General features: G+C 65.3%; 26 protein-coding genes. 19 read left to right on the top strand and 7 right to left on the bottom strand.

The genetic code is table 11. The features are described from left to right. Window positions 1–113: 113 nt before the first annotated feature. Genes QA600_RS05575 through QA600_RS05590 form a run of 4 tightly spaced genes read right to left on the bottom strand, consistent with a single transcriptional unit; the run spans window position 114 to window position 2795 of the window. A complete protein-coding gene (locus QA600_RS05575; RefSeq protein WP_278290967.1) occupies window positions 114–716 on the bottom strand; it encodes an archaellin/type IV pilin N-terminal domain-containing protein in 603 nt (200 codons plus the stop codon). A 10-nt stretch (window positions 717–726) separates the two neighbouring features. Next, on the bottom strand, window positions 727–1497 hold the full coding sequence (locus QA600_RS05580; protein ID WP_278290968.1) for an archaellin/type IV pilin N-terminal domain-containing protein: 771 nt from the start codon (window positions 1495–1497) through the stop codon (window positions 727–729). A gap of 2 nt (window positions 1498–1499) precedes the next feature. Continuing rightward, the gene (locus tag QA600_RS05585; RefSeq protein ID WP_278290969.1) at window positions 1500–2183 is read right to left on the bottom strand and encodes an archaellin/type IV pilin N-terminal domain-containing protein; all 684 of its coding nucleotides are present in this window, start codon (window positions 2181–2183) and stop codon (window positions 1500–1502) included. Between the two features lie 3 nt (window positions 2184–2186). Continuing rightward, the gene (locus QA600_RS05590; protein ID WP_278290970.1) at window positions 2187–2795 is read right to left on the bottom strand and encodes an archaellin/type IV pilin N-terminal domain-containing protein; all 609 of its coding nucleotides are present in this window, start codon (window positions 2793–2795) and stop codon (window positions 2187–2189) included. Between the two features lie 410 nt (window positions 2796–3205). Between QA600_RS05590 and QA600_RS05595 the strand changes: the two genes are divergently transcribed. From QA600_RS05595 to QA600_RS05630, 8 genes are all read left to right on the top strand, one after another. Next, entirely contained in the window at window positions 3206–4186 is a 981-nt protein-coding gene (locus QA600_RS05595) for a FlaD/FlaE family flagellar protein (RefSeq protein WP_278290971.1), read from the top strand. Window positions 4187–4203: 17 nt separating this feature from the next. Next, entirely contained in the window at window positions 4204–4635 is a 432-nt protein-coding gene (locus QA600_RS05600) for a flagellin (RefSeq protein ID WP_278290972.1), read from the top strand. 1 nt (window position 4636) lies between these two features. Further along, window positions 4637–5113 carry a flagellar protein G gene (locus QA600_RS05605; protein WP_278290973.1) on the top strand — a complete coding sequence of 159 codons (477 nt, stop codon included), beginning with the start codon at window positions 4637–4639 and terminating at the stop codon, window positions 5111–5113. Window positions 5114–5115: 2 nt separating this feature from the next. Then, window positions 5116–5844 carry an ATPase domain-containing protein gene (locus tag QA600_RS05610; RefSeq protein WP_278290974.1) on the top strand — a complete coding sequence of 243 codons (729 nt, stop codon included), beginning with the start codon at window positions 5116–5118 and terminating at the stop codon, window positions 5842–5844. 1 nt (window position 5845) lies between these two features. Then, complete coding sequence (locus QA600_RS05615; protein WP_278290975.1) at window positions 5846–7531, top strand: type II/IV secretion system ATPase subunit; 1686 nt, start codon at window positions 5846–5848, stop codon at window positions 7529–7531. A gap of 1 nt (window position 7532) precedes the next feature. Further along, window positions 7533–9299: an archaellar assembly protein FlaJ gene (flaJ, locus tag QA600_RS05620; RefSeq protein ID WP_278290976.1), complete on the top strand. Its 1767-nt coding sequence runs from the start codon at window positions 7533–7535 to the stop codon at window positions 9297–9299. 63 nt (window positions 9300–9362) lie between these two features. Next, a complete protein-coding gene (locus QA600_RS05625; RefSeq protein WP_278290977.1) occupies window positions 9363–9788 on the top strand; it encodes a FlaD/FlaE family flagellar protein in 426 nt (141 codons plus the stop codon). 355 nt (window positions 9789–10143) lie between these two features. Continuing rightward, a complete protein-coding gene (locus QA600_RS05630) occupies window positions 10144–10644 on the top strand; it encodes a helix-turn-helix transcriptional regulator (RefSeq protein WP_278290978.1) in 501 nt (166 codons plus the stop codon). An 8-nt stretch (window positions 10645–10652) separates the two neighbouring features. Here the strand turns inward: QA600_RS05630 and QA600_RS05635 are convergent, their stop codons facing one another. Continuing rightward, a complete protein-coding gene (locus QA600_RS05635) occupies window positions 10653–11090 on the bottom strand; it encodes a hypothetical protein (protein WP_278290979.1) in 438 nt (145 codons plus the stop codon). 19 nt (window positions 11091–11109) lie between these two features. Continuing rightward, window positions 11110–11502, bottom strand: coding sequence for a 30S ribosomal protein S6e (locus tag QA600_RS05640; protein ID WP_278290980.1), 393 nt, complete (start codon window positions 11500–11502; stop codon window positions 11110–11112). 111 nt (window positions 11503–11613) lie between these two features. On the opposite strand from QA600_RS05640, the gene QA600_RS05645 reads away from it, so the two are divergent. The 11 genes from QA600_RS05645 to QA600_RS05695 all read left to right on the top strand — a co-directional run bounded on the left by QA600_RS05645 (window position 11614) and on the right by QA600_RS05695 (window position 22158). Continuing rightward, entirely contained in the window at window positions 11614–11892 is a 279-nt protein-coding gene (locus tag QA600_RS05645) for a hypothetical protein (RefSeq protein WP_278290981.1), read from the top strand. A gap of 67 nt (window positions 11893–11959) precedes the next feature. After that, the gene (locus tag QA600_RS05650) at window positions 11960–12688 is read left to right on the top strand and encodes a TetR/AcrR family transcriptional regulator (protein ID WP_278290982.1); all 729 of its coding nucleotides are present in this window, start codon (window positions 11960–11962) and stop codon (window positions 12686–12688) included. 65 nt (window positions 12689–12753) lie between these two features. Beyond that, complete coding sequence (locus tag QA600_RS05655) at window positions 12754–14175, top strand: MATE family efflux transporter (RefSeq protein WP_345782009.1); 1422 nt, start codon at window positions 12754–12756, stop codon at window positions 14173–14175. Window positions 14176–14233: 58 nt separating this feature from the next. Further along, entirely contained in the window at window positions 14234–14584 is a 351-nt protein-coding gene (locus QA600_RS05660; RefSeq protein ID WP_278290984.1) for a hypothetical protein, read from the top strand. 80 nt (window positions 14585–14664) lie between these two features. After that, window positions 14665–15042 (top strand): hypothetical protein, encoded by a 378-nt coding sequence (locus QA600_RS05665; protein ID WP_278290985.1) that lies wholly within the window; start codon window positions 14665–14667, stop codon window positions 15040–15042. A gap of 51 nt (window positions 15043–15093) precedes the next feature. Beyond that, a complete protein-coding gene (locus QA600_RS05670; protein ID WP_278290986.1) occupies window positions 15094–16332 on the top strand; it encodes an MBL fold metallo-hydrolase in 1239 nt (412 codons plus the stop codon). 80 nt (window positions 16333–16412) lie between these two features. Next, on the top strand, window positions 16413–16961 hold the full coding sequence (locus QA600_RS05675) for a flavodoxin domain-containing protein (protein ID WP_278290987.1): 549 nt from the start codon (window positions 16413–16415) through the stop codon (window positions 16959–16961). 164 nt (window positions 16962–17125) lie between these two features. Beyond that, entirely contained in the window at window positions 17126–19006 is a 1881-nt protein-coding gene (locus QA600_RS05680; RefSeq protein WP_278290988.1) for an asparagine synthase-related protein, read from the top strand. 35 nt (window positions 19007–19041) lie between these two features. After that, window positions 19042–19452 (top strand): hypothetical protein, encoded by a 411-nt coding sequence (locus tag QA600_RS05685; RefSeq protein ID WP_278290989.1) that lies wholly within the window; start codon window positions 19042–19044, stop codon window positions 19450–19452. Between the two features lie 49 nt (window positions 19453–19501). After that, window positions 19502–20629, top strand: a complete 1128-nt coding sequence (gene solA, locus QA600_RS05690; protein WP_278290990.1) for an N-methyl-L-tryptophan oxidase — start codon at window positions 19502–19504, stop codon at window positions 20627–20629. 92 nt (window positions 20630–20721) lie between these two features. After that, entirely contained in the window at window positions 20722–22158 is a 1437-nt protein-coding gene (locus tag QA600_RS05695; protein ID WP_278290991.1) for an amidase, read from the top strand. A 24-nt stretch (window positions 22159–22182) separates the two neighbouring features. On the opposite strand, the gene QA600_RS05700 is transcribed toward QA600_RS05695, so the two are convergent. Further along, window positions 22183–23103, bottom strand: coding sequence for an LLM class oxidoreductase (locus QA600_RS05700; RefSeq protein WP_278290992.1), 921 nt, complete (start codon window positions 23101–23103; stop codon window positions 22183–22185). Between the last annotated feature and the right edge of the window lie 19 nt (window positions 23104–23122).

The following is a 23122-nucleotide window of genomic DNA, read 5'->3' on the forward strand; positions in this document are numbered from 1 at the left end:
CCGACATCAGAAGCTATAACATAGACCTCCCTACCGATATCGCTACGTTCAAAAAATGTCGGCAACAGAGTGTGCTTGAGTGAAGGCTCAAGCCGACTCCAAACTGTTAGTGGTTAGACCTCGACGACATCCTGCTCGTCATCGACAGTCTGCGGCATCGTCACGCCGTAGCTGAACTGTGCACCGGACTGATCGACGAGTTCGACAGTTGCGCTATCACCAGGTGTCAGTGCCTCAGGTTGGTCAGAACCTCCTTCTAGTGGAACAGTTAGTTCGATGCGGTCACTGGTTTCAGTTAGTGCGGTCGCATCGCTGTCGTCGGTCCCTTCTTCGGTAGAGAATTCCGAGTCACCTTCACCACTGTCGTGTTCCAATGTCAGAGAGTCATCGGAATCCGTGTACTGGACCGTAATCGACTCCATGTCGATCACATCCGAACCCGCGGATTTCTTCACGATGAGGTTGAGTTCCTCAAACTCACCATCTGTTCCCTCGTCGTCCTCTGCGTACGCGTGAACGACTTCGATCTGGTTCGCCACTGCCTGTTGGGTTTCTGTACCGGTGTCGGAGGCCTGGCTCTGGAGCGAGCCGGCCGTGTTGATCAGAACGCCGGCCGCGATCGCTGCGACCAGGACCATCGCGATAAACACAATGAGCGTTCCGATTCCGACCTGACCGCGATCGTTTTCGGAGTTCGAGTGTTCTGTATTAATCATTAGTATTATCTTATACGGTTACGACTGTCTGTTCTTCAGGGCTGTCGACCGTCTGGGGCATCGTTACACCATAGGTGTATTCGGCACCAGACTGGTCAACGAGCTGAATTGATACGCTGTCACCGGGTTCGAGGTGTTCCGGCTGGTTCTGATCTGCGTCCCACTCGTCTTCATCGCCAACGAGCGGAACGATTACGTCGATACGTTCTTCACCAGCCGTTAGCGAGGTTTCACCGGTACCATCGGCGTGCTCACCGGCTTCCTGAGTGATGAAGAACGGTTCTGCTTCATCGTCATCCCCGCCTCCATTATCGAGGTTTTCAGCCACACTCTCGTGAGAGAGCGTGAGTGATTCATCATCACTCGTATACTGAACCGTCATCGACGAGAGGTCAATAACGTCGGATCCAGCCGACTTCTTGACGGTGAGTCTGAGTTCGTTGAACTCATCGTTGAGCTCATACTCTGCGCTGTCCGGTGAATCATCGTCAGCAAATGGGATGACGACTTCATCTGCGTTGTCGTCCTCAATACTGTCTCCTACTCCATCTTCATCCCAATCAAACTGATTCTCGGCAGCAGCATGCGTCACTTCGATTTGGTTTGCCACTGCTTGCTGGGTCTCGGAGCCAGTATCGGATGCCTGGCTCTGAAGCGAACCGGCCGTGTTGATCAGGACGCCGGCTGCGATCGCCGCAACCAGTACCATCGCGATGAACACGATGAGCGTCCCGATTCCGACCTGACCACGATCGTCTTCGGAGTGAATGCGCTCGAACATCGTTAGACCTCCACCACGTCTTTATCGACAAAGCTCGGCGGCGTCGTGATGCCGTAGGTGAACTGCGCACCAGACTGGTCAGTCAGTGCGACCGTCGCACTGTCGCCGGACTCGAGTGCGTAGTCGTCCTCGATTGCGTCAGCATTGAGTCGGAGGAGAACGCGGTCACCAGTTTCGGTTAAGGCCATTCCTTCTTCGTCCACATCTACTGTATCGTCATCTGGATTTTGTCCGGCTTCAATCGTCGCGAAACTGTCATCGTTTTCATCATCAACGAAGTCATCTAGTGAATCTCCAGTTGCGTCAGTCTCATACTCGAGCGTCGCATCTGCTGTCGTACTCGTGTACTGAACGGTCATCGATTCGAGATCGATGACATCCGATCCAGCCGACTTCTTGATGATCAAGTCGACGTATCCAATTTCGTCGTCATCAACATCGAGATTCGAGTCATCAACAACATCGTGGCTACTGGTGTAACCGGTAGCGTGAGTCACTTCGATCTGATTGGCCACCGCCTGCTGGGTCTCGGAACCAGTATCGGATGCCTGACTCTGGAGCGAACCGGCCGTGTTGATCAGAACGCCGGCCGCAATCGCTGCGACCAGGACCATCGCGATGAACACGATGAGCGTCCCGATTCCGACCTGACCTCGTTGATCCTCAGAGTGTACCTGCTCGAACATCGATTAGACCTCCACGACGTCAGTGTTCTCCTCGTCGAACGTCGCGGGCACAGTCACACCGTAGCTGAACTGGGCACCGGACTGGTCGATGAGTTCGATGGTTGCACTGGAGCCAGTTTCGAGGCCATCATCGGCTTCAATCTCCTCGATATCGACTTCGATCTCGATCCGATCACTCGTTTCCGTCAGTGCCTCCCCGTCACCGTTAGTGTCAGCGAGAGCCTCGGTTCCGAAGACTCCATCACCTGCGCCGCCACTATCGTACTCCAAGGTTTCAGACGTACTCGGGCTTGTGTACTGAAGTGTCATCGACTCCATGTCGATAACATCCGAGCCGGCAGACTTCTTGACAACCAGATTTAAGTTATCAATTCCGTCCTCGCCGTCGACGCTGTCAGTGGTTTCACCATACGCGTGAACTACCTCGATCTGGTTCGCCACCGCCTGCTGGGTCTCTGTACCTGTATCGGAGGCCTGGCTCTGGAGCGAGCCAGCCGTGTTGATCAGGACACCGGCTGCAATCGCCGCAACCAGCACCATCGCGATGAACACGATCAGGGTGCCGATACCCACCTGACCACGTTCGTCGTTGTCTGCTATATTTTCGAACATTGATTGTATTGGTGTCTCCGCGTGTCACGCATCCCGAGCGCACCCGTGGGTGCGCGAGCCACCTCGAGTACGAACTCGAGAGGCGGCCGCCGACTCGAGCGTCACCCCGCGACCACACGCTGTGACGGCGGGCTGAGAGCTGCACCGGTGCTCGAGGCCGGCTCGGGCGAATCTGACGGAAGCGCGGATTCAGGGGTTCGTCCCCGCTAGAATATCAGATACAGTGAGTATCAAGCTGATCGTCAGCTCACGTCTCGATTCGAGTCTCGACTCACGATTCGAAACGAGCGCTGAACTCGTGGAGAGAACTTTAGCGATCCTGTTAGAAGAGGCGGGTATGACAGAGTACTATCGCACAGGGAACGGGCCGGCCGATGCCGGCGATGGGGATCCCAGGGAGGGCCAGTAGGATGGCCGCGGGACTGAACTGGCTGCTCCGATGGCTCGGTCGGGAAAGCTCCGAGGCCGAGTCCGACCCGGAGGGCGTATCGCCCGCCGATTCGGACGACGTGCCAGACCCCGAACCCGAGGGGGCCGACGAGGATGTCACGGCCGGCGAACTCGAAGCCGAGGCGCACGAGGACGACGCCGAAGCCGAGGCCGAGGCCGAGTTCGCCGACCTCGAGCCTGCATCGCTGGACGACCACGACGGACACGAGCAGGAGGCCGAGGCTGACGGCGGCGAGGACGGCCCCGACGACGAGGCGATCGACGATCTGTACTACCGCACCGAGGGCCTCGAGGAGTCCATCGAGGACACGGAGATGCGCCTGGACGCGATCCAGGACTCCCAGGAGCAGGTCGTCTCACAGGTCGACGAGCTCAACGACCGCGTCCGGCGGATGCTCGGGCTCTACGATCAGGTGACCGACGACATCAACCCCTTCACCGGCGAGGGTGAGGCAGACAACGGGTTCGAGGTCTTCGGCGACGAGCACGCCGACACGGGGGAGGCGACCGAGGCTGAGACGATCTCGTTCGACGACCTCAAAAGCGGGGTCGAGACCGAACCCGCCGGCGCCGTCGAAGACGAACCCGAACCCGAGCCGACCGCGGACCCCCAGCTCGAGGACCGCGACGCCGACGAGCCGACGCTACAATCGCTGCCCGACGCCTACGCGACCGACGTGATTGTCTTCGAGTGGCTCGCGGACTTGCTCGAGTCGGGCGGGCCGCGGGCGACCCTCGAGGCGCTGTCGTACTACGTCGAACTTGGCTGGATCGACCCTGAAGTCCGGGTTCAGCTCGAAGCTGTCCTAAGTGGGCCGGGACTTGAGACCGAAGCATCCGCAAAGGCCACGGAGCTGACGGCCGACGACCACGCCGACAGCTACGCCTACGTGATGCAGCTCCGGGAACTCCATGAGATCAAACGGACCGTCGAACCCTGACGAGTGGGTGATCGAAGATGGGCTTCAGCACCAGTGGCGCGACCGCGATCCTCCTCATCGGCGTTCTCGTCGCCGTTAGCGTGGCGTATCCGACCCTGCAGGCGGCACAAGACTTACGCCAGGATGCGATCGAGGACCGGGACGACCGTGCCCTCGAGACGCACAACACCGCGATCGACGACGTCGAGGTCACCGACGACGACGGTGAGCTGACGGTGACCGCCAGAAACGACGGCTCGACGTCGCTATCGGCGGCAGATACGACGCTACTGGTCGACGGGACGATCCCCGACGACCGAGAGGTCGAAGTCGACGGCGAGCCCGACCGGGAGCTGTGGCTCCCCGAGGAGGAGCTGACGATCGCCGTCGACGACTCCGCCCTCCCCGACGACCCCGAGCGGGTCAAACTGGTCACCGAACACGGCGTCGCAACCACGGAGGGGGTCTGAGGTGTCGAGCACCTCGATCTCGAGTCTGATCCTGTTCATCGCGGCGATGATCGTCGCCGCGGGCGTCGCCGGAACCCTCGTGACGACGGTAACTGACGTGAGCAGCTCCGTCAGCACCCAGACCGGGAACACCGCGGACGCGATCGACACCGACATCGCGATCATCAGCGACGCGGGCAGCGACGCCGTCTACGACGAGGACGACGACACCGTCAGCCTGTACGTCAAGAACACCGGCGAGAAGACCCTCGCCAGCGACGGCGCCGGTCTCGACGTGCTCGTCGACGGCGAGTACGTCTCGAGCGAGGACCTCGAGATCGAGATCCACGGCGACGACCACTGGCGGTCGGGCGCCGTCGCCGAACTCGAGATCGATCTCGTGGCTGCCGGCCTTGAGGACGGCTTCGGCACCGGCGAGGAACACCGAGCGGTCGTCACGAAAAACGACAGCCGCGCGGTGTTCGAATTTCGAACCTAACCATGACTGACCACTACTCTATCGGACTGACGGATCGAGATCGGGTGAACAACGCCGTCGGCGACGGCATCCCGACCGGAAGCATCGTCCTGATCGAGGGCGAGGACGGCGCCGGCAAGAGCGCGCTCTCCCAGCGGTTCGCCTACGGGATGGCGACCGAGGGCACCGACGTCAGCTACGTCTCGAGCGAGCTCGAGGCCGGCGAGTTCATCGACCAGATGCACTCGCTGTCCTACGACGTCGTCGATCTCCTGCTGGCCGAACGGCTGCTGTTCTTACACGCGAACGTCGACACCCACGACCCGGGGCCGACCCGCCAGCTGCTCGCCCGGCTGGTCGACGCCGAGCGGCTCTGGCGGGCCGACGTCGTCTACGTCGATACCCTCTCGGCGCTGTTGCGCCACGACCCGAACTACGAGGCAGGCGCCGAGACCGACGACGAGGATCGGGTCATCCAGCGACTCGTTACCTTCTTCCGGCGGATGACGAGAAGCGGCAAGTCGATCGTGCTGACGGTCGATCCGTCGGGGATCGCCGAGGACGCCCTGCACCCGCTGCGAAGCGTCGCCGACGTCTACTTCGACATCGAGACGACGGCAGTCGGCCAGGAGATCAGGCGGAGTGTCCGCGTCCGGCGGTTCCAGAACATGAACGCCCCGGTCGACGACACGATCGGCTTCAGCGTCCAGCAGGGACGGGGCGTCTCGATCATCAGCCGGACGGTCGCCTGAGATGTCCGACTTCGGAACGCCGCGACTTGAGGACGACCTGGCCGCCCTCGCCGACGCCCACCCCCACCTCCGCGAACACCTCGAGGGGTTCTACGCCGAACACAACGAGTACCCGGTCCTGATCGACGAGCCGGGTCCCGGCTGGGAGTCCCCTCGGCCGAACGTCATCTACACACCCGAGGAGCCGATCTTCTGTCACATCCACGGCGACGTCGGCATCTCGACGACGTACTACTGCGTCGAGCCGATTCTCGAGGACAGCGACGGGGAGCTGTACAACGAGATCCGCCAGCGGCTCCTCGACAAGAGCGTCACGCGGCCCGCCCCGACCGACAGCGAGGCGTTCGAAGAACACATCGACGCCCTGTTAAATGAGGTCGTCGAGATCGGTTCCGAGACGACCGAGGAGCCGACTCCGAGCGGACTACTCGACGCGTTCGGGACGAGCACGCTCTCCGTAACCGAGGAGCAGTTCTCCCGCCTGCGCTACCAGCTCCAGCGCGACATCGTCGGGCTCGGCCCGCTCGAGCCGGTGATGACCGACACGGCCAACGAGGACATCCACGTCATCGGCCCCGGCCAGTGTTACCTCGACCACGGTACCTACGGGATGATCGAGGCGACCGTCGACTTCGGCACGCCAGCGGAGTTCGAACAGTGGCTCCGAAACATGGGCGAACGGATGGACCACCCCGTCAGCGACTCCGATCCGGTGATCGACGCGACGCTGCCCGACGGCTCCCGGATCAACATCATCTACTCCGACGATGTCTCGGTACAGGGCCCCTCGTTGACGATCCGACAGGGCGAGGACGTCCCCCTCTCGATCCTCCAGATCACGAAGTGGGGCACGCTCAGCCCCGAGCTCGCGGCCTACCTCTGGCTCTGTCTCGAGAACGAGCAGACGGTGTTCGTCGTCGGCGAGACCGCTTCGGGGAAGACAACGACGCTGAACGCCGCGCTCTCGTTTATTCCACGGGACGCCAAGATCTACACCGCCGAGGACACTGCGGAGGTAATTCCGCCCCACGACACCTGGCAGCAGCTCCTGACCCGGGAAGGGTCGGGCGACGAGAGCGCCGACGTCGACATGTTCGACCTGGTGGCGGCTGCGCTCCGTTCGCGGCCCGACTACATCGTCGTGGGCGAGGTCCGCGGCGAGGAGGGCCAGATGGCGTTCCAGGCCGCCCAGACCGGCCACCCGGTCATGCTGACGTTCCACGCCAGCGACATTGTCTCGATGATCCAGCGCTTTACCGGGAGTCCGATCGACGTCCCGGAGACGTTCATGGACAACTGCGACGTCGCGCTGTTCCAGAACCGGGTCAAGCAGGGCGACGACGTCCTCCGTCGGGTCACCTCGGTCCAGGAGATCGAGGGCTACTCCGACTACGAGGGCGGGGTCGTCACCCGGCAGGCGTTCCGCTGGGATCCCAGGGACGACGTCGTCTCGTTTACGGGTCGGAACAACTCCTACGTCCTCGAGGAACAGATCGCGACGCTGCTGGGCTACCAGGACACCCGCCGGATCTACGACGAACTCGACCGCCGTGCGGAGATCGTCCGCCAGCTGATCGACGCCGACGTGCTGGGCTACCACGAGGTCAACCGGGCGATCGCCGACTTCCAGCGCGACGGCCTGCAGGGGCTGCCGGTTCGGATCAGGGGGCTCGATCAGTTCGCCTAACATGTCCTCGGAGACCCAGTCGTCGCCGGAGCTCGCCGCCCGTTCGGCGCTTCGCGAGCTCGGGATGGCCTACGAACAGATGGGGTTCTCGACCGAACGGTACCTCCTGTTTGTCGTCGCACCCGCGGTCGGGTTCTTTCTGTTTATGCCCGTGCTGGCGCTGTTGCTGGGTCTCCCCCTGTTGCTGACGCTCCCGGTCGTCCTGCTCGGCCTGCTCGCGGTCGCCGCCGCGGTCAGCTACCCGAAGCTGCTCCAGGAGCGCAAACGAAAGCAGGTCCGACAGCGCTTTCACCTCTTTTTGACCCACATTACGGTGCTCTCGATGACGAACATCAACCGCGTCGAGATCTTTCGAACCCTGGCCGAGGAGGAGGAGTACGACGCGCTGGCCGACGAGATGGGCCACCTCGTCGCGATGGTCGACACCTGGAACATGAGCCTCGACGACGCCTGCCGGATACGGGCCAAACAGACCTCGAGCCCGCTGCTGACGGACTTCCTCGAGCGACTCGCGTACACGGTCGGCGGCGGCCAGCAGATCAGCGAGTTCCTGATCGACGAGCAGGATACGATCATTCAGCAGTTCGTCACCCGCTACGAGGCCGACCTGGCGAAACTGGACGTCATGAAGGAGCTGTACATGTCGATGATGCTGTCGGTTGCGTTCGTCCTCGTGTTCGCGATCGTCCTCCCGATCCTCGTCGGCACGAACCCGACGCTGCTGATCGCCGGCACGATCATCATGTTCCTGATCGTCCAGCTCGGTTTCGTCTACGCGATCCACCTGATCGCGCCCGCCGACCCGGTCTGGTACGTAGAGGAGACCGCCGGTTTCGGTCCGATGGACGGGATCCCGACCGCGCTGGCGCTCGGCGTCGGGACGAGTGCTGTACTGGCACTCGGCGTCCTCGTCGCCCTGTCCGGATTCGTGCCGGTCCCCGACCTCGACGTCCCGCTGCCGATCCTGCTTGCGCTTCCAGTGACGCCGCTTCTGTATCCCGGCTGGAGGATGCGACGGGAAGAGCAGAAGGTCAAGATCCGCGACGGCGAGTTCCCGAGCTTCGTCCGGACGCTCGGGGCCGTCGAGAGCGTCAAACAGACCTCGACGAGCAGCGTCCTCTCGAGCCTGCGCCACAAGGACTTCGGCGCGCTGACGGCGAACATCGACGCGCTGTACAAGCGGCTCAACATGCGGATCGACGGCGTTCGATCGTGGCGGCTGTTCGCCGCCGAGACCGGCTCGTATCTCATCCAGAAGTTCGGCGACATGTACGTTGTCGGCCGCCGGATGGGCGGCGATCCGAAACTGCTGGGGCAGCTCATCAGCAAGAACTACAACCAGGTGCTGAAGGTCCGCGAGCAGCGCCAGCAGGAGACGATGACCCTCATCGGCGTGCTGTACGGGATCACCGCTGCGAGCGTCTTCGCCTTCTTCATCGGGCTCGAGATCGTCGACATCATGATGGATATCACCACGGAGATGGAGCTCGACGACACCGAGGACCCCGAGAGCAACGTCGCCGGCGGGCCGACGCCGGGCGATTTCACCGACGGTCTGCTCCACACCGAACAGTACAACATCGCGGCCATCGAGTACCTGCTGTCGTTCACCATCCTGCTCAACGCGGCGCTGTCGGCGGTCATTATCCGACTCACGGACCGCGGCCATCCCATCAGCGGGCTGGTCCACTTCGTCCTCCTGACGTGGGTCGGTGCGGTCGTCGCCGCCGCGACGCAGTACCTCGTCGAGTTCGTCGTCGCCGTCTGACGGCTCACCGCTCGTAATCGAACGAAGCTTCTTGCGTTCCCGGCGAGGAAACGTTCAGTAGTAATGACCGACACGACGCCGTACCTCGAGACGCTCGACGGACCGACCGATCGGACGGACGTAACGATCGACTGGGTTCGATACCTCACCGACCGGTTCGGAACGACGGGGGCGCTGAACTGCCTGCGCTACTACGAGGAACTGGGCTGGATCGGCCCCCGCGCCCGCGAACAGCTCGTCGCCTACGTTCGGGGTGTCTCGCGGGACGCCACCGACCACCCCGACGATGACCTCGCCTCACCGATCGACTCGCTCGAGGGGAGCGCTTTCGCCGCCCACGCGCGAAGCCTCGCCTACGTGGCCCGCATCAACGGGGAGAGCCTGGCGGACGACGTGCTGGTCGGACGGATGGCCGACCAGCGGACCGATCGGCAGTTCGACGACCGATCGGCGGACGTCGGTGATGTCGTTGGCGCCGTCGACAAGTAACCCGATCCGATCGTCTTTCGTCGGCAGAACGCTCAGGAATTGCTACAAAATTGGAGCGATAGCCGTCCCTGACGTCACAAACGCTTCTTTAACCGCTTCTAAACCGGCCCAAAACGCCGTCCTGGATGTTTTATGGATCTTGGTTAACTAAATAATGAAGGTAAAGAACCCTGTTACTTATTACGTTCCGATACGAGAAGCCAGTAGTTGGATGGGCACAACTCCACACGTCTCGGAACCGCCCGGGATCACCACAACGCGTCGGACCGGAACGGCTGTCGGACGAACGCGATCGTCGCGCCGCGACGTCGTCGGTCCCGACGGTGGCCCAGCCACGACACCGCCGTGATCATCAATGAGTAAACACGACTCCTCCGTCGCGTCCGCGTTCGACGAGCGCTCGAGCGCCGAGTCCGGAAGCGCCAGTGCTGCCGGCCTCGAGACCGACGAACCGGGAACGACGGACCACGAACTCGACGAACTGTTCGATCAAGTAACCGTTGCGCTCGCGACCGATGAGGTCGCGTTCGACGAGTCGCTGATCAAAGAAAACCTCGAGGAGCTGCTGCTCGTGCTCGTCTGCGTCCACGGGTCGACACACGGAAAGGAGCTGCTCGCGGATCTAACCGAAGCGTTCGATGCACAGCTCAGCCCTGGGACGGTCTACCCCTGTCTGCACGAACTCGAGGAGGAGGGCGTGCTGTCGATGCACGCGAAGGTTCGAACGAAGGAGTACTCCGTCGTCGACGAGGCCTACGTCCGCGCGACCCTCGAACGAACGATGACCCAGCACCTCGCCTTCGGGCTGTTGCTGGATCGGTTTCTCTCCTCCTATCCGGCTGCGGACTCGGAGTAACCGCCCCGTTACTCCGACCCCAGCCCGTCGGCGATGTCGCTCAAACTGTCGCTCGGCGGTTCGCGGGCGTCGTAGAAGTTCGTCTCGCCGGGCGCTCTGAGCCCGTAGAGAAACTCGGGTTCGACGACGTCGATCAGCACCGATCCGCCCGAGCGAATCCCGTGGTCGTCGATCCACTCCTCGAGTCGGTCCGTTCCCTCGCCGGGATTCCGGGCCATCTCCGGTGTGTCGTAGACGCCCGGAACCGACAGCTCCTCGCCCGTGAGGGCGCGTTCGATGCGTGCGAACCGCTCGCTCCCGTCGAGGACGACACGGACGACCTCGTCGTGGACGAACGCCTCGCGATCCTCGGCCGGAACGTCGAGTTTGGTTCCCGTTGCCGTCTCGGTACACGTCGAGCGAACGGTTCGGACTGACGGGTGGTCACTCGAGATTCTGTCTGCCATCGTAGAGAAACGAGGGAAGTTACTCGTCGTCGCCGCCCAGCAGCTCGTCGATGTCGCTGCTACCGGATTCGACGACCGAGGCGTTGATCTGTGCGACGGCGTCGGAGACCTCGCGGCCGCGAACCGTGACGCGCCGGCGCTCGCCGTCGCGGGTGGGGTGGTAGCCGACCTGTCGGCCCTTCATCAACACTTCCTCGAGGTTCGGACCGCCGACGTTGGGGCTGAGCGGGCGGCCGGCCTCGTCGGAGCCACCGGTGATCTCGAGGGTGTACCCGTCGAGACCGACGGCACCGCCGTCGACTTCCTCGCCGATCGACTTGCCGATGAACCGGTTCGCGTCCTGTTCCTCCGCTTCGAGCTGGTAGGTCGACCCGGAGTCCGGATCGCCGACGACGACTGTGAAACTTGCCATGCCCGGTGAAAAACGGCGCGCGCTCAAAAACACATCGAAACACGGTCTCGACGCGACGCCCGCCCGACTGCGGTCGGTGGCGTTTACCGCCCTCGGTGCGTACCGGTTCCCGTGAGCATCGACCGCGACCGCCTCGAGCGACGACTGCGCGAGGAGTTCGGCGGCTCGAGCGGCGCCGCTAGCGTCGTCGCCCGCCAGGCGACGGACCTCGACGATTCCGGTCGCTACGAGGCCGATACCGGGACCCGACTCACGGCCAAAATCGTCGTCGAGGAGCTCGCGGATGCCCCCGACGGCGGCCCGACCGAGCGCTGGAACTGGTGGATCGGCTCGCTCGAGATTGCGTTCGGCGGCTACGAAGCGTTCGGGATTCGCCGGTACCGGGAGTGAGCGTGCGACTCTCGAACACCCCTTCGAACCGAAATACCCTTATCTGTGCTGACTAACTAGTCAGTTAGTGACCGATCCCGACGTTCGCGCGTCGATCATGCGCGCAGTGTACGAGGCCCTTTGCGAGCACGGCTATACGGAACTGACGGCACAGGATATCGCCGATCGGACCGACAAAAGCAAGTCGCTGCTGTTCTACCACTACGACTCCAAGGAGGACATCCTGGGCGATTTCCTTGAGTTCCTCTTCGAGCGCTTCGACGAGCGCGTCGCCGAAACCCGCGACCGTCCACCGGTCGAACGGCTGGCGGTGTTCGTCGACTGGTTCCTCTACGGTCCCGAGGAGAACGACCGACAGTCGTTCCACGTCGCGATGCTCGAGTTGCGCACGCAGGCGCCGTACAACGAGACGTTCCGCGAGAAGCTCCGCAAGAGCGACGATCAGCTTCGGGCGGTCCTCGAGGAGATCCTCCGGGACGGGCTCGAGGCCGGCGAGTTCAACGAACACGATCCCGAGGAGACCGCGGCGCTGCTGATCGCGGCCTTCGACGGGGCCCGCATCCGCCAGCTGACGATCGGCCGCGACGAGTACCTCGAGCAAGTCCGGAAGGGGACCGCCACGTGGGTGTTCGACGACCTGCTTGCCGAGGACGCGTCGTTCCCGGCCGATCGGGATCCGAGTACCCTTCCGGAGTCCGACCAGCAACACCGCCTTGCCGCCGACCTGGGTAACGACGGAAACGGCGATGCGGACGAGAGTAACGACGACGAACCGACCGAGCGTGATCGGGAGTGAGCAGGTCGAGCAAGGGCACCGATCGCTCGGTCAACGTCACCGACGGCGACCTGTTCAAGCCGCTAATGGTTCTCTCGGCGCCGATCGTCGCCAGCCAACTCTTGCAGGTCGGCTACAACCTCGCGGACACCTACTGGGTGGGTCGGCTCGGCGGCGACGGCGTCGCCGCGCTGTCGTACTCGTGGGCGATCGTCTTCCTGATGGTCAGCGTCGGCGGCGGTCTGACCGTCGCCGGGACGGTGCTGATCTCCCAGCACAAGGGCGCGGGTAACTTCACGCGGTCCTCTCACGTCGCCGGCCAGACCCTCTCGTTCGTGACGATCGTCGCGATCGTCTTCGGAATCGTCGGCTACCTCCTCTCGCCCTGGATGATCCGCCTGATCGGCGCGGAGCCGGGCGGCGACGCCTTCACCTACGCCGTTACCTACACCCGGATCATCTTCGTCGGCGTCGCGTTCATGTTCTGGTTTTTCATCTTCGACGCGCTCTCGAGAGGGTGGGGCGACACGCGAACGCCGCTGTACCTGATGGTGATCAGCGTCGCGATCAACGTCGTCATCGACCCGTTTCTCATCCTCGGCTTCCAGGACAACCCGATGTTCGCCTGGGTCGGGCTGGCGGGCCTCGAGACGACCCTCTACGAGGCGACCGGCTTCGATGGGTACGGCGTCGCGGGCGCAGCTATCGCGACAGTGTTCTCCCGCGGTATCGCCGCGACCGTCGGCCTCTACCTGCTGTTTTCGGGTCGGGTCGGGCTCGAGCCCTCGCTGTCGGACCTCCGCCTCGAGAGCGAGACGGTTCGAAAGATCCTCGAGATCGGCGGCCCGATCGCGACCGAGCAGGGCTTTCGCGCGTTCGGGATCACCGTCCTTACGGCACTGATCGCGATCGCCGGCACCGAGGCAGTCGCCGCCTACGGGATCGTCAATCGGCTCTCATCGCTGATGTTCCTGCCGGCACTCGGGCTCGCCCGCGGCACCGAAACCGTCGTCGGGCAGAACCTGGGCGCCGAGCAGGTCGACCGCGCCAAGCAGGCGGTCACGCTCAGCGCGGCGCTCGTTCTCTCGATTTTCGCCGTCGTGATCGGCGTCGCCTACCAGTTCGCCGAACCGATCACGGCGATCTTCATCGAGGGCGATGAGTCGGCGCAGGTGATCGCTTACGGCGCCGCCTACATCACGATCGCCGGGCCCTCCTACCTCTTCCTCGGCGCTTTCCAGATCATGCTCGGCGGGATCCGGGGCAGCGGGTCGACCCGCGCCGCAATGTTGTTGTCGATTCAGGAGCTGTGGCTGTACCGCATCCCGATCGCCGCGATCGCGATCGTCGTCCTCGACATGGGCGTCATCGGCGTCTGGTACGCCATCGCGGTCTCCTACGTCCTCTCGGCGATCGTTACCGCCGCCTGGTTCCTGCGCGGGACCTGGACGAACAACGTCGTCGACGACGCCTCGCCTGCGGGGCCAGAAGCGGAACCAAGCGACTGACGTCGTCTGCGAGCCTGGAGGGGAAACACCGATTGTGCCCCGTCCCGAACTGTCGGGTATGACCGATCGCAGACGACCGTTCTGGCCGGCCTATCTCCTCACGGCGCTGATCGCCGGCCTGGGTCACTGGTATCTCGGCCAGTGGAAACGGGGGTCGATCTGGTTCACCCTCTACGTCCTCGCGCTCGGCTTTCTCAGTGCCCGATCGGTCTCGGGTGCCCTCGAGCTCGGCGACCCGTTCGTCATCACCGCCCTGCAGTTCGAGTCGGTCAGCTACGCCGACGTCGCGATCCCGCTTGCCGTCCTGATCGTCTGCCTGCTCGACGTCTACCTCATCGGCGTCCTTCAGCGGACGGCCCCCTCGAGCGATCCGCCCGCCGGCGAGGCCCGGTCGAACGGCTCGTCCTGAGCGCTCGCGCTTCGGACAATTCGTTTCGTCAGCGAGGCTCGAGCGTAACCAGTATTACCCCGCCGAAACTCGTATCAGCCATGGAGACAGACGAAACGGGGCTGTTCGGCGGCGGCATCGCGATCGGAATCCTCCTGATCCTGCTCGGTGTGGTCGCGTACGTCGGAACCGGATTCGCGAGCGTCACGGCGCTCATCCCCGCGTTCTTCGGGATCGCCATCGTCGCGATCGGCTGGCTCGGCCGTGCGACGGGTCGGCGACGACTCCCCATCTACGGCTACGGGCTGCTGGCGCTGCTCGGCATCGCGGGCAGCACGCGGGGGCTCTCGGACGTCTGGACGCTCGCGACGGGCGGCTCCGTCGACAGTCCGATCGGGGCCGTCTCCCAGGCCGCGATGGTCGTGCTGTGTTTCGCCCTGCTCTTTCTCGTCGGCCGGGCGCTGGGCGACGACCGCTGACGCCGGTCGGCGAACCGACGGAGGCAAGCGACTCGAGCGGAAAGACCGGGTATGGACGTTCGGTTTCTGGGCGGGGCTCGCGAGATCGGTCGCAGCGCGGTGCTGATCGACGACTCCTTGCTGCTCGATTTCGGCATGGACTCGGGGAACCCGCCGTCGTTTCCGATCGGCGACGCCGACCCCGACGCGGTCGTCGTCGGTCATGGCCACCTCGACCACGTCGGTTCGATCCCCACCCTGCTGGCGGGCGACGCCCGCCCGCCGATCCACTGGACACCGCCGACGTACGACCTCGCGACGGTGCTCGCGCGGGATACCCTCAAACTTCACGGCGGGAGCTACAACTGCCCGTTCACCGAGACCGAGATCGCCCGCCTCGCACAGGTCTCGGAGACTCACGGCTACGGCGAGTCCTTCGAAGCTGCAGGCTACGAGGTCACCTTCTTCGACGCAGGTCACGTCCCCGGTAGCGCCCACGTGCTGGTCTCCGACGGCGACACGCGGCTGCTCTACACCGGCGACTTCCACACCGAGGACCAGCAGCTCCTCTCCGGAACCGCGGCCCGTCCCGACGCCGACGCCGTGATCTGTGAGAGCACGTACTCCGACGTGAGCCGGCCGCCCCGCGAAGAGATCGAGCGATCGTTCGTCGACAGCCTCGAGACCACCCTCTGGGAGGGCGGCACCGTCGTCGTCCCCGCGTTCGCGATCGGTCGCACTCAGGAGGTGCTCTGTCTCTGCGAGGCGTACGGCCTCGAGTGCTACGTCGACGGGATGGGAAAGCGCGTCACCGAACTCTTTCTCCGCGAGCGCAATCGCGAGTTCCTGCGCGATCCCGACCTGCTCCGGCGGGCGAAGGGAAACGCCCGGTTCGTCGACGGTCGGGACGGACAACGCGAACGGATCGCCGAGCAAAACACCGTGATCGTCACCACCAGCGGGATGCTCCACGGCGGCCCCGCGATGACGTACGTTCCGGCGATCCGCTCGCACCCGACGAACAAGATCGCCATGACGGGCTACCAGGTCGAGGGCACCCCCGGTCGCGAGCTCTACGAGACCGGCAGCGCAGTCATCGACGGCCGCTCGATGCGGGTCAGCGCGCAGGTCGAGCAGTACGACTTCTCCGCACACGCCGACCGGGAGGGGTTGCTCGAGTTCCTCGCTCCCTACGCCGACGCCCGGATTCTCGTAAACCACGGCGATCGCTGTGAGCGATTCGCGGAAGAACTCCGAGAAGAAGGGTTCACGGCCGAAGCCCCCTCGCTTGGCGAGGAGCTGTCGCTCTGAGGGGCCCTGCGCCTTGATAGAACTGCGGGTTGGAACACGCGCATGGACGACTCCACTCCGACCGCTCGAGGTGACCGTCGATGACCCGGGTCCTGATCTGCTACGGCACGAGCGAGGGACAGACCGAGGCGATCGCCGAGCGGATGGGCGACGTCGTCGGCGGCGAGGGCTACGAGGTAACCCTCACACACCTGAAACACCCGCCCGATGGGCTCGATCCCGGCACCTACGACGGCATCGTGGTCGGCGCGTCGATCCACGGCGGCTCCCACCAGCGCTACGTCGGCTCGTTCGTTCGGGACCACCTCGAGACCCTGAATCGGCGGCCGTCGGCGTTCTTCTCGGTCAGCCTCACGGCAGCCCACGACGATCCCGGCGAGCGCGAGCCCGCCACGGCGCTGCTCGAGGCGTTCCTCGACGAAACCGGGTGGAACCCCGACGGGACGCTGGCGGTCGCGGGCGCGCTCAAGTACAGCGAGTACGGCCGGCTCAAGCGCTTCGTCATGCGATGGATCGCCGGCCGGGCCAGCGGCGACACCGACACCGCCCGGGACTACGAGTACACCGACTGGGACGACGTCGAGGCGTTCGCTCGGGAGTTCACGACCCTGCTCCGGGCCGACGCCTGAGACGGCTTCTCGTGACCGGTTACCGGCGCGCTCCCCGCGTTCCTTCGGCTGTATCAAGACGACGATCAGCGGGCGTATGGCTGGCCCGTAGACGGAGTCGTAGCGGGCGCCATCTGGATTAGTAGGCCGAAGGGTAATACCCCTTCTTCGCCAAACGTTTCGTAATGGTCGGGGTCTGCGGTGCGTTCGGGAGGGGGAGATCGAATATCGAGTCGATGGCCGAGTGGATCGGCCGAGACGGCGTCGGCGAGGAGGCGAGACACGACGGCGACGGGCTGACCTGCCTCGCAGCGACACACCGACAGACCCCACAGCCGGTTCGGGTTCCGGAGCGAGACGCGACGCTGCTGATGTCGGGCACCGTCTACAGTCGTCTCGGTGACGGCTCGCGGCGGAGACGGCCTGTCGGCGTCTCGACGCCGGAGTTCTGTGCACGCGAGTACGCCGCCGACGGGCTCGAGGCGCTGACCGAACTCAACGGCGAGTTCGTCGCGGTCGTCCTCGAGCGCGCGGACCGGCGGCTGCGGCTCGTGACGGATCTTCTCGGCAGTCGACCGCTGTACTATCACTCGAGCGGCGACTGCCTGCTGTTCTCGACGTCCGTCCAGTCGCTGGTCGACCACCCCGCCGTTCCGGCCGCGTTCGATCCGTCCGGACTGGTCGAGTACCTCGCTCACAAGCGGGTCCGAGGAACGCAGACGCTCTACGAGGGTGTCGCGCAGCTGCCGCCCGCCTCGATCACGACGGTCGAACTCGGGGACGAGGACTCGATTGCACACGACCGCTACTGGTACCCGACTCCACAGCCGACGTCGCTGTCCGCCGATCGGTTCGTCGATAGGTTTCTCCACCGTTTTGCCGCCGCCGTCGACGACCGGGTTCGGTCCGGACGAACCCACGGCCTGTTGCTCTCGGGCGGCAGCGACTCGAGGCTCCTCGCGGCGACGGTCGACCCCGACCGCGCGTACGGGTTCACTACCGGTTCGACGACGTCGGGTGACGAGTCGTCCATCGCGGCCCGCGTCGCCCGAACCATCGACGTTCCGTTCACGCGACTCGAACTCAACCCGGACCGAACCCCGGCCCTGCTCGAGGCGTACGGCCGACACGGCAACGGAATCGGCTGGTTCAACGAGGCGCGAACCCTCGCGGTCGCCGACGAGATCCGCGAGGACGTCGACACCCTCGTCTCCGGGTTGTACGCCGACGTCTTCTTCAAGGGGTGGACGCTTCCCGACCGCCGGCTCTCGACGCCGCTGGGCGACATCACGCTCCCGGTCGGACGGGCGGCCGAGAATCGGCGGCAGTTCCTCGAGACGCGCTCGAAGGCGACTCCGGCGTACGTCGACACCGACGCGGTCCCGTCCGCCCGTCGGGTGCTCGAGCGATCCTTGACGGACACGGTCGACGGCGTCCACGATCACGGCGTCGACTACCCGTCGATGGCGGAGCTCGGGCGGGTCGACTTCTGGTACCCCCTGACCAACGAGAGCTCCTTCGACCGGTACGCCGACGTACAGGTGCTGCCGACCGTCTACCCGTTTCTCGATCGCCGGCTGATCGAGCTCTCGCTCGAGCTGCCCCGATCCGACGCGATTCGACAGAACGTCGTCAACCGCGCGGTGTCACGGCTCGCACCCGACCTCGCGGCGATTCCCCACAACGAGAGCGGCGTCTCGCTCTCCCGGCCGCGGGCGCTCCACTGGCTCGGCCAGCTCTACCGCGAGCGCGTCGGCGACTCGAGCGACGGGACGAACGCGGCCGCGCTGCGAGACGACTGGCTCCCGATGTTCGTCGGCGATCACGAGTCGACGATCCGAGCGCTCCCCGGTATCGAGTACGAGGAGGTTTGTCGCCTCTGTCGGGAGCACCGCTGCGGAGCGAACCACACCGGATCGATCAGTGGACTGGTGAGCGTGCTGGCGATGCCGGCGACGGGGACGATCGTCGACGCCGGTTCCGGGACCGATGCGGTGCCGGACCGGAGCTCGAGCCGTTCCGGTAACGCCCCGAGTACGGGAACCGAAACCGGCTTCCGGACCTGAAACGCCTTTTACGTCGGTCGCCGTCCCAACGACGGATGGCACACGATACTGACACCGATCTCGAGGCCCTCGAGCTGAGCGAGACGGAGGAGGCGGCTCTGCACGAGCTTCAGCTCGGCATCGAGTACGTCCACCGGGCCTACGGAAACCTGCTCCAGTTTCACCACGAACTCGGCCACGCGATGGACCGAATCGGCGACGCCGAGGACAAACTGCGCGAGGCCGGCCATGAGGAGCTGGCCGACCGCCTGCGCGACGACCATCTGCCTGCGGGCGCGATCAGCGACCGGTGGACCTACGAACTGGTTGAGGAGTTCTCGGACGGCTTCCTCGAGGACGCCGACGCCTTCGAGGACGAGGTTCGAGAGGAGCTGGCAGACGGGATCGGTCACGTCACCGAACGCCGCCAGCAGCGCCTGATCCGCGAGCGCGCTCGGCAGGAGTGACGACCGACAACTGCCAACTGTTTTCGAACCCCGCTCCGTAGACGAACCCATGACCGATCGGTACGACGCTATCGTCCTCGGGGTGGGCGGAATCGGGAGCGCCGCGACCGCCCACCTGGCGACGCGAGGCGCCGACGTCCTCGGCCTCGAGCGCTACGACGTCCCCCACGACTACGGCTCCTCACACGGCCGTTCCAGGATGTTCAGGCTCGCCTACGCCGAGGACCCGGCCTACGTCCCGCTCGCGAAGCGAGCCGCCGAGCTGTGGGACGGCCTCGAGGACGCGACCGACCGGCGACTGTTCTACCGCACGGGATCGGTCGACGCCGGGCCCGCCGACGGCGAACTGGTCGCGGGCTCGAGGCGCTCCTGTAAGGCACACGACCTCGAGTACGAGGAACTGTCGAGCAGCGAGCTGACCGATCGCTACCCCGGCTACCGGCTCCCGGCGGGGTACGAGGCGATCTACCAGCCCGACGGGGGGTTCCTCGAGCCAGAGGTCTGCACCGTCGCCCACGTCGAGTGCGCCCACCGGGCGGGGGCGACGATCCGGGCCCGAGAACGGGTCGTCGACTGGCGCCCGACGAGCAACGGCGTCCGCGTCGAGACCGACCACGACGGCTACGAGGCCGATCGGCTCGTCGTCACCGCCGGCGCGTGGGCGGGACGTTTCGTCGACGCCCTCGAGTCGGTGCTGGTTCCCGAGCGACAGGTACTCGCGTGGCTCCAGCCGACCGAACCCGACCACTTCGAGCGCGATCGGTTCCCGGTCTGGAACCTCGAGGTCCCGGAGGGCCGGTACTACGGGTTTCCCGTCCACGACGTCCCGGGGTTCAAGCTCGGCCGGTACAACCACCGCGAGGAGGTCGTCGATCCCGACGCCTTCGAGCGCGAGCCGACCCAGACCGACGAACGGCTCCTCCGGGAGTTCGCCGAACGGTACTTCCCCGACGGCGCCGGACCGACGATGGGACTCCAGACCTGCCTCTTTACCAACACGCCCGACGACGACTTCGTCCTCGATACGCTACCCGACTACCCGCAGGTCGCCGTCGGCGCCGGCTTCTCCGGTCACGGCTTCAAGTTCGCCAGCGTCATCGGGGAGCTCCTCGCCGATCTGGCGCTCGAGGGCGAGACCGACCACCCGATCGAGCCGTTCGCGATCGACAGGTTCTGACGGGGCTCCGGAGGCTCCTCGAGTCGTCGTGATCCCCCTCCGGTTGAAGCCGCCGGAACCACGCTTATCCGTTCGTTCGTGTGACCGTCACTATGGGCAGAGAGAGCACACGGCGTTCCGCAGCCGGAATCGTACGGGGGATTAGAGACGGCGAGCTGTCCCCCGTCGAGGTCGTCGACGACCACCTCGAGCGAATCCGCGAGCGAAACGACCGGACGAACGCGTTCGTCACCGTCGCCGAGGAGTCCGCCCGGGAGGCGGCCCGCGAGGCCGAGCGCGCGCTTGAGGGCGGCGAGCCGCCAGGGCCGCTCCACGGCGTCCCCGTCGCCGTCAAGGACATCGACGACGTCGCGGGGATCGAGACCACCTACGGATCGCGGCTCCGCGCCGGACGCGTCGCCGACGCCGACACGGCGTACGTCGCCCGCCTGAGGGCCGCGGGCGCGATCATCGTCGGCAAGACCAACGCGCCCGAGTTCGGCGTGGGGACGACGACGGACAACCGCGTCGTCGGCCCGACGAGCACGCCCTTCGACCTCGAGCGAACCGCTGGCGGTTCCTCGGGCGGAGCGGGGGCAGCGCTGGCGGATCACCTCGTCCCGCTCGCACCGGGCTCCGATACTGGGGGTTCGATCCGCATCCCGGCCAGCGCCTGCGGCGTCTACGGGCACAAACCCACGTACGGGCTGGTACCGAACGTCGATCGCCCCAACGCCTTCGCGAGCCACACGCCGTTCTACCACGCAGGTCCGATGACCCGCACCGTCGAGGACGCCGCGCGCTCCCTTTCCGTCATGGCCGGCCCCCACCGCGACGACCCCCACTCCGTGCCCGCGACCGACGACTACCTCGCTGCGATTGACCGACCGATCGACGATCTGCGGATCGCCTACAGCCCGGATCTGGGGATCTACCCGCTCGAGCCCGCGGTCCGGGAGACGACCGACGACGCCGTCCGCGCGCTCGAGCGAGCCGGCGCAACCGTCGAGGAGGTCGATCCGGAGTTCGGCCACGACCGCGCGGAGATCCTCGAGGCGTTCTACACGATGGCGACCGTTCGCTGGCAGGCGGCCCTCGACGACCTCGAGGCCCAGGGGTTCGATCCGCGCGGCGAGGACCGCGACCGGCTCCACGACGCCTTCGTCGGGACCGTCCTGGACGTCGACCCCCCGACGGTGCGGGAACTCACGCGGGCGGACGTCGTCCGATCGCGAGTCTTCGACGGCCTGCAGGACCGCTTCGAGGAGTACGACCTGATCGCGTCGGCGACGCTGGCAACAACTCCGTTTCCCCTCGGCGAGCCCCCAGAAACGATCGACGGCGTCGATATCGGACCACGACGGGGCTGGGTGCTCACCCAGCCGTACAACCTCACCGGCCACCCGGCAGCCTCGGTCCCCGCGGGGTTCGTCGACGGGCTGCCCGTCGGCATGCAACTCGCCGGGGAGCGCTTTGGCGACGCCGACGTCCTCACGGCCAGTGCCGCCCTCGAGCGACGGCGGCCGTGGCGTGATCGGTACCCGACGTGAGCGCCTGGGGTCGTCGACGGCGGCCTACAGCTCGGCGATTACGTCGTCGGCGAACCGCTCGAACGCGCGCTCGCGGTCCTCGCTCTGCAGCCCGATTATCGCGTGATCGAGGCCGTAGGACTCGAGCCGGCGGAAGTAGTCGCGGTACCACTCGATGCCCGCCCGGTAGCCCAGATGCAGGGGGTCGGGGTCGGCCGTCGGGTCCTCGGCGAGTTCGACTCGAACCGCGATCGCGAACGGTTTGTCCTCGGTCGCCTCGCGCCACTGTGCGATGTAGCTCTCGAGCGTCGACTCCGGCAGGTGATAGAACAGCCAGCCGTCGCCGTGCTCGGCGATCCAGTCGTCCGACTGTCGAGAGTTTCCGGTCGGCAGCAGGGGGATCGTTCCACCGACCGGTTTCGGCACGACGTCGAGGTCGCCCTCGAGCCGTCCCCATCGGCCCTCGAGTTCCGGATACTCCTCCCGCCACACCGTCCGCAGGGCCTCGTACCCCTCGCGGAACAGCTCGCCTCGATTTTCGCTGTCGACGCCGAAGGCGGGGTACTCCGGGTCCCGATCCCCGGAGGCGACGCCCATCACAAGGCGGCCGTCCGAGAGGCGATCGACCGTCGCGGCCGACTTCGCGACGTGTAAGGGGTGGCGAAGCGGGAGGACGACGCTCGAGGTCCCCAGCGCGACGTCGTCGGTGTGGGCCGCGACGTGGGAGAGCCACGGCCAGGTGTCGAAGGTCTGGCCCGCATCACCGAACTTCGGCCAGTAGGTGGGAACGTCCCGCGCCCAGAGGCCGTCGAACCCAAGCTCCTCGGCGAGGGTCGCGAGTTCGATTTCGGTCGTGGGATCGGGTGTCGACCGATTCGTCCCGGTCAGGGGAAAGCCCGCGCCGAAGGTCAGTCCCTCGCGATCGAACAGCCGCCGGTAGCCAGCGTTCGCGTGATCGGGGGGCATTCGCTCGAGCTATCGGCTG

Origin of the sequence: Natronococcus sp. A-GB1 (assembly GCF_029688845.1) — an archaeon.
GTDB lineage: Archaea > Halobacteriota > Halobacteria > Halobacteriales > Natrialbaceae > Natronococcus.

Coding starts and splice junctions, on each gene's coding strand:
- QA600_RS05575 (WP_278290967.1), bottom strand. CDS start 716: ATGATTAATACAGAACACTCGAACTCCGAAAACGATCGCGGTCAGGTC.
- QA600_RS05580 (WP_278290968.1), bottom strand. CDS start 1,497: ATGTTCGAGCGCATTCACTCCGAAGACGATCGTGGTCAGGTCGGAATC.
- QA600_RS05585 (WP_278290969.1), bottom strand. CDS start 2,183: ATGTTCGAGCAGGTACACTCTGAGGATCAACGAGGTCAGGTCGGAATC.
- QA600_RS05590 (WP_278290970.1), bottom strand. CDS start 2,795: ATGTTCGAAAATATAGCAGACAACGACGAACGTGGTCAGGTGGGTATC.
- QA600_RS05595 (WP_278290971.1), top strand. CDS start 3,206: ATGGCCGCGGGACTGAACTGGCTGCTCCGATGGCTCGGTCGGGAAAGC.
- QA600_RS05600 (WP_278290972.1), top strand. CDS start 4,204: ATGGGCTTCAGCACCAGTGGCGCGACCGCGATCCTCCTCATCGGCGTT.
- QA600_RS05610 (WP_278290974.1), top strand. CDS start 5,116: ATGACTGACCACTACTCTATCGGACTGACGGATCGAGATCGGGTGAAC.
- QA600_RS05615 (WP_278290975.1), top strand. CDS start 5,846: ATGTCCGACTTCGGAACGCCGCGACTTGAGGACGACCTGGCCGCCCTC.
- flaJ (WP_278290976.1), top strand. CDS start 7,533: ATGTCCTCGGAGACCCAGTCGTCGCCGGAGCTCGCCGCCCGTTCGGCG.
- QA600_RS05625 (WP_278290977.1), top strand. CDS start 9,363: ATGACCGACACGACGCCGTACCTCGAGACGCTCGACGGACCGACCGAT.
- QA600_RS05630 (WP_278290978.1), top strand. CDS start 10,144: ATGAGTAAACACGACTCCTCCGTCGCGTCCGCGTTCGACGAGCGCTCG.
- QA600_RS05635 (WP_278290979.1), bottom strand. CDS start 11,090: ATGGCAGACAGAATCTCGAGTGACCACCCGTCAGTCCGAACCGTTCGC.
- QA600_RS05640 (WP_278290980.1), bottom strand. CDS start 11,502: ATGGCAAGTTTCACAGTCGTCGTCGGCGATCCGGACTCCGGGTCGACC.
- QA600_RS05655 (WP_345782009.1), top strand. CDS start 12,754: ATGGTTCTCTCGGCGCCGATCGTCGCCAGCCAACTCTTGCAGGTCGGC.
- QA600_RS05660 (WP_278290984.1), top strand. CDS start 14,234: ATGACCGATCGCAGACGACCGTTCTGGCCGGCCTATCTCCTCACGGCG.
- QA600_RS05665 (WP_278290985.1), top strand. CDS start 14,665: ATGGAGACAGACGAAACGGGGCTGTTCGGCGGCGGCATCGCGATCGGA.
- QA600_RS05670 (WP_278290986.1), top strand. CDS start 15,094: ATGGACGTTCGGTTTCTGGGCGGGGCTCGCGAGATCGGTCGCAGCGCG.
- QA600_RS05675 (WP_278290987.1), top strand. CDS start 16,413: ATGACCCGGGTCCTGATCTGCTACGGCACGAGCGAGGGACAGACCGAG.
- QA600_RS05680 (WP_278290988.1), top strand. CDS start 17,126: ATGGTCGGGGTCTGCGGTGCGTTCGGGAGGGGGAGATCGAATATCGAG.
- QA600_RS05685 (WP_278290989.1), top strand. CDS start 19,042: ATGGCACACGATACTGACACCGATCTCGAGGCCCTCGAGCTGAGCGAG.
- solA (WP_278290990.1), top strand. CDS start 19,502: ATGACCGATCGGTACGACGCTATCGTCCTCGGGGTGGGCGGAATCGGG.
- QA600_RS05695 (WP_278290991.1), top strand. CDS start 20,722: ATGGGCAGAGAGAGCACACGGCGTTCCGCAGCCGGAATCGTACGGGGG.
- QA600_RS05700 (WP_278290992.1), bottom strand. CDS start 23,103: ATGCCCCCCGATCACGCGAACGCTGGCTACCGGCGGCTGTTCGATCGC.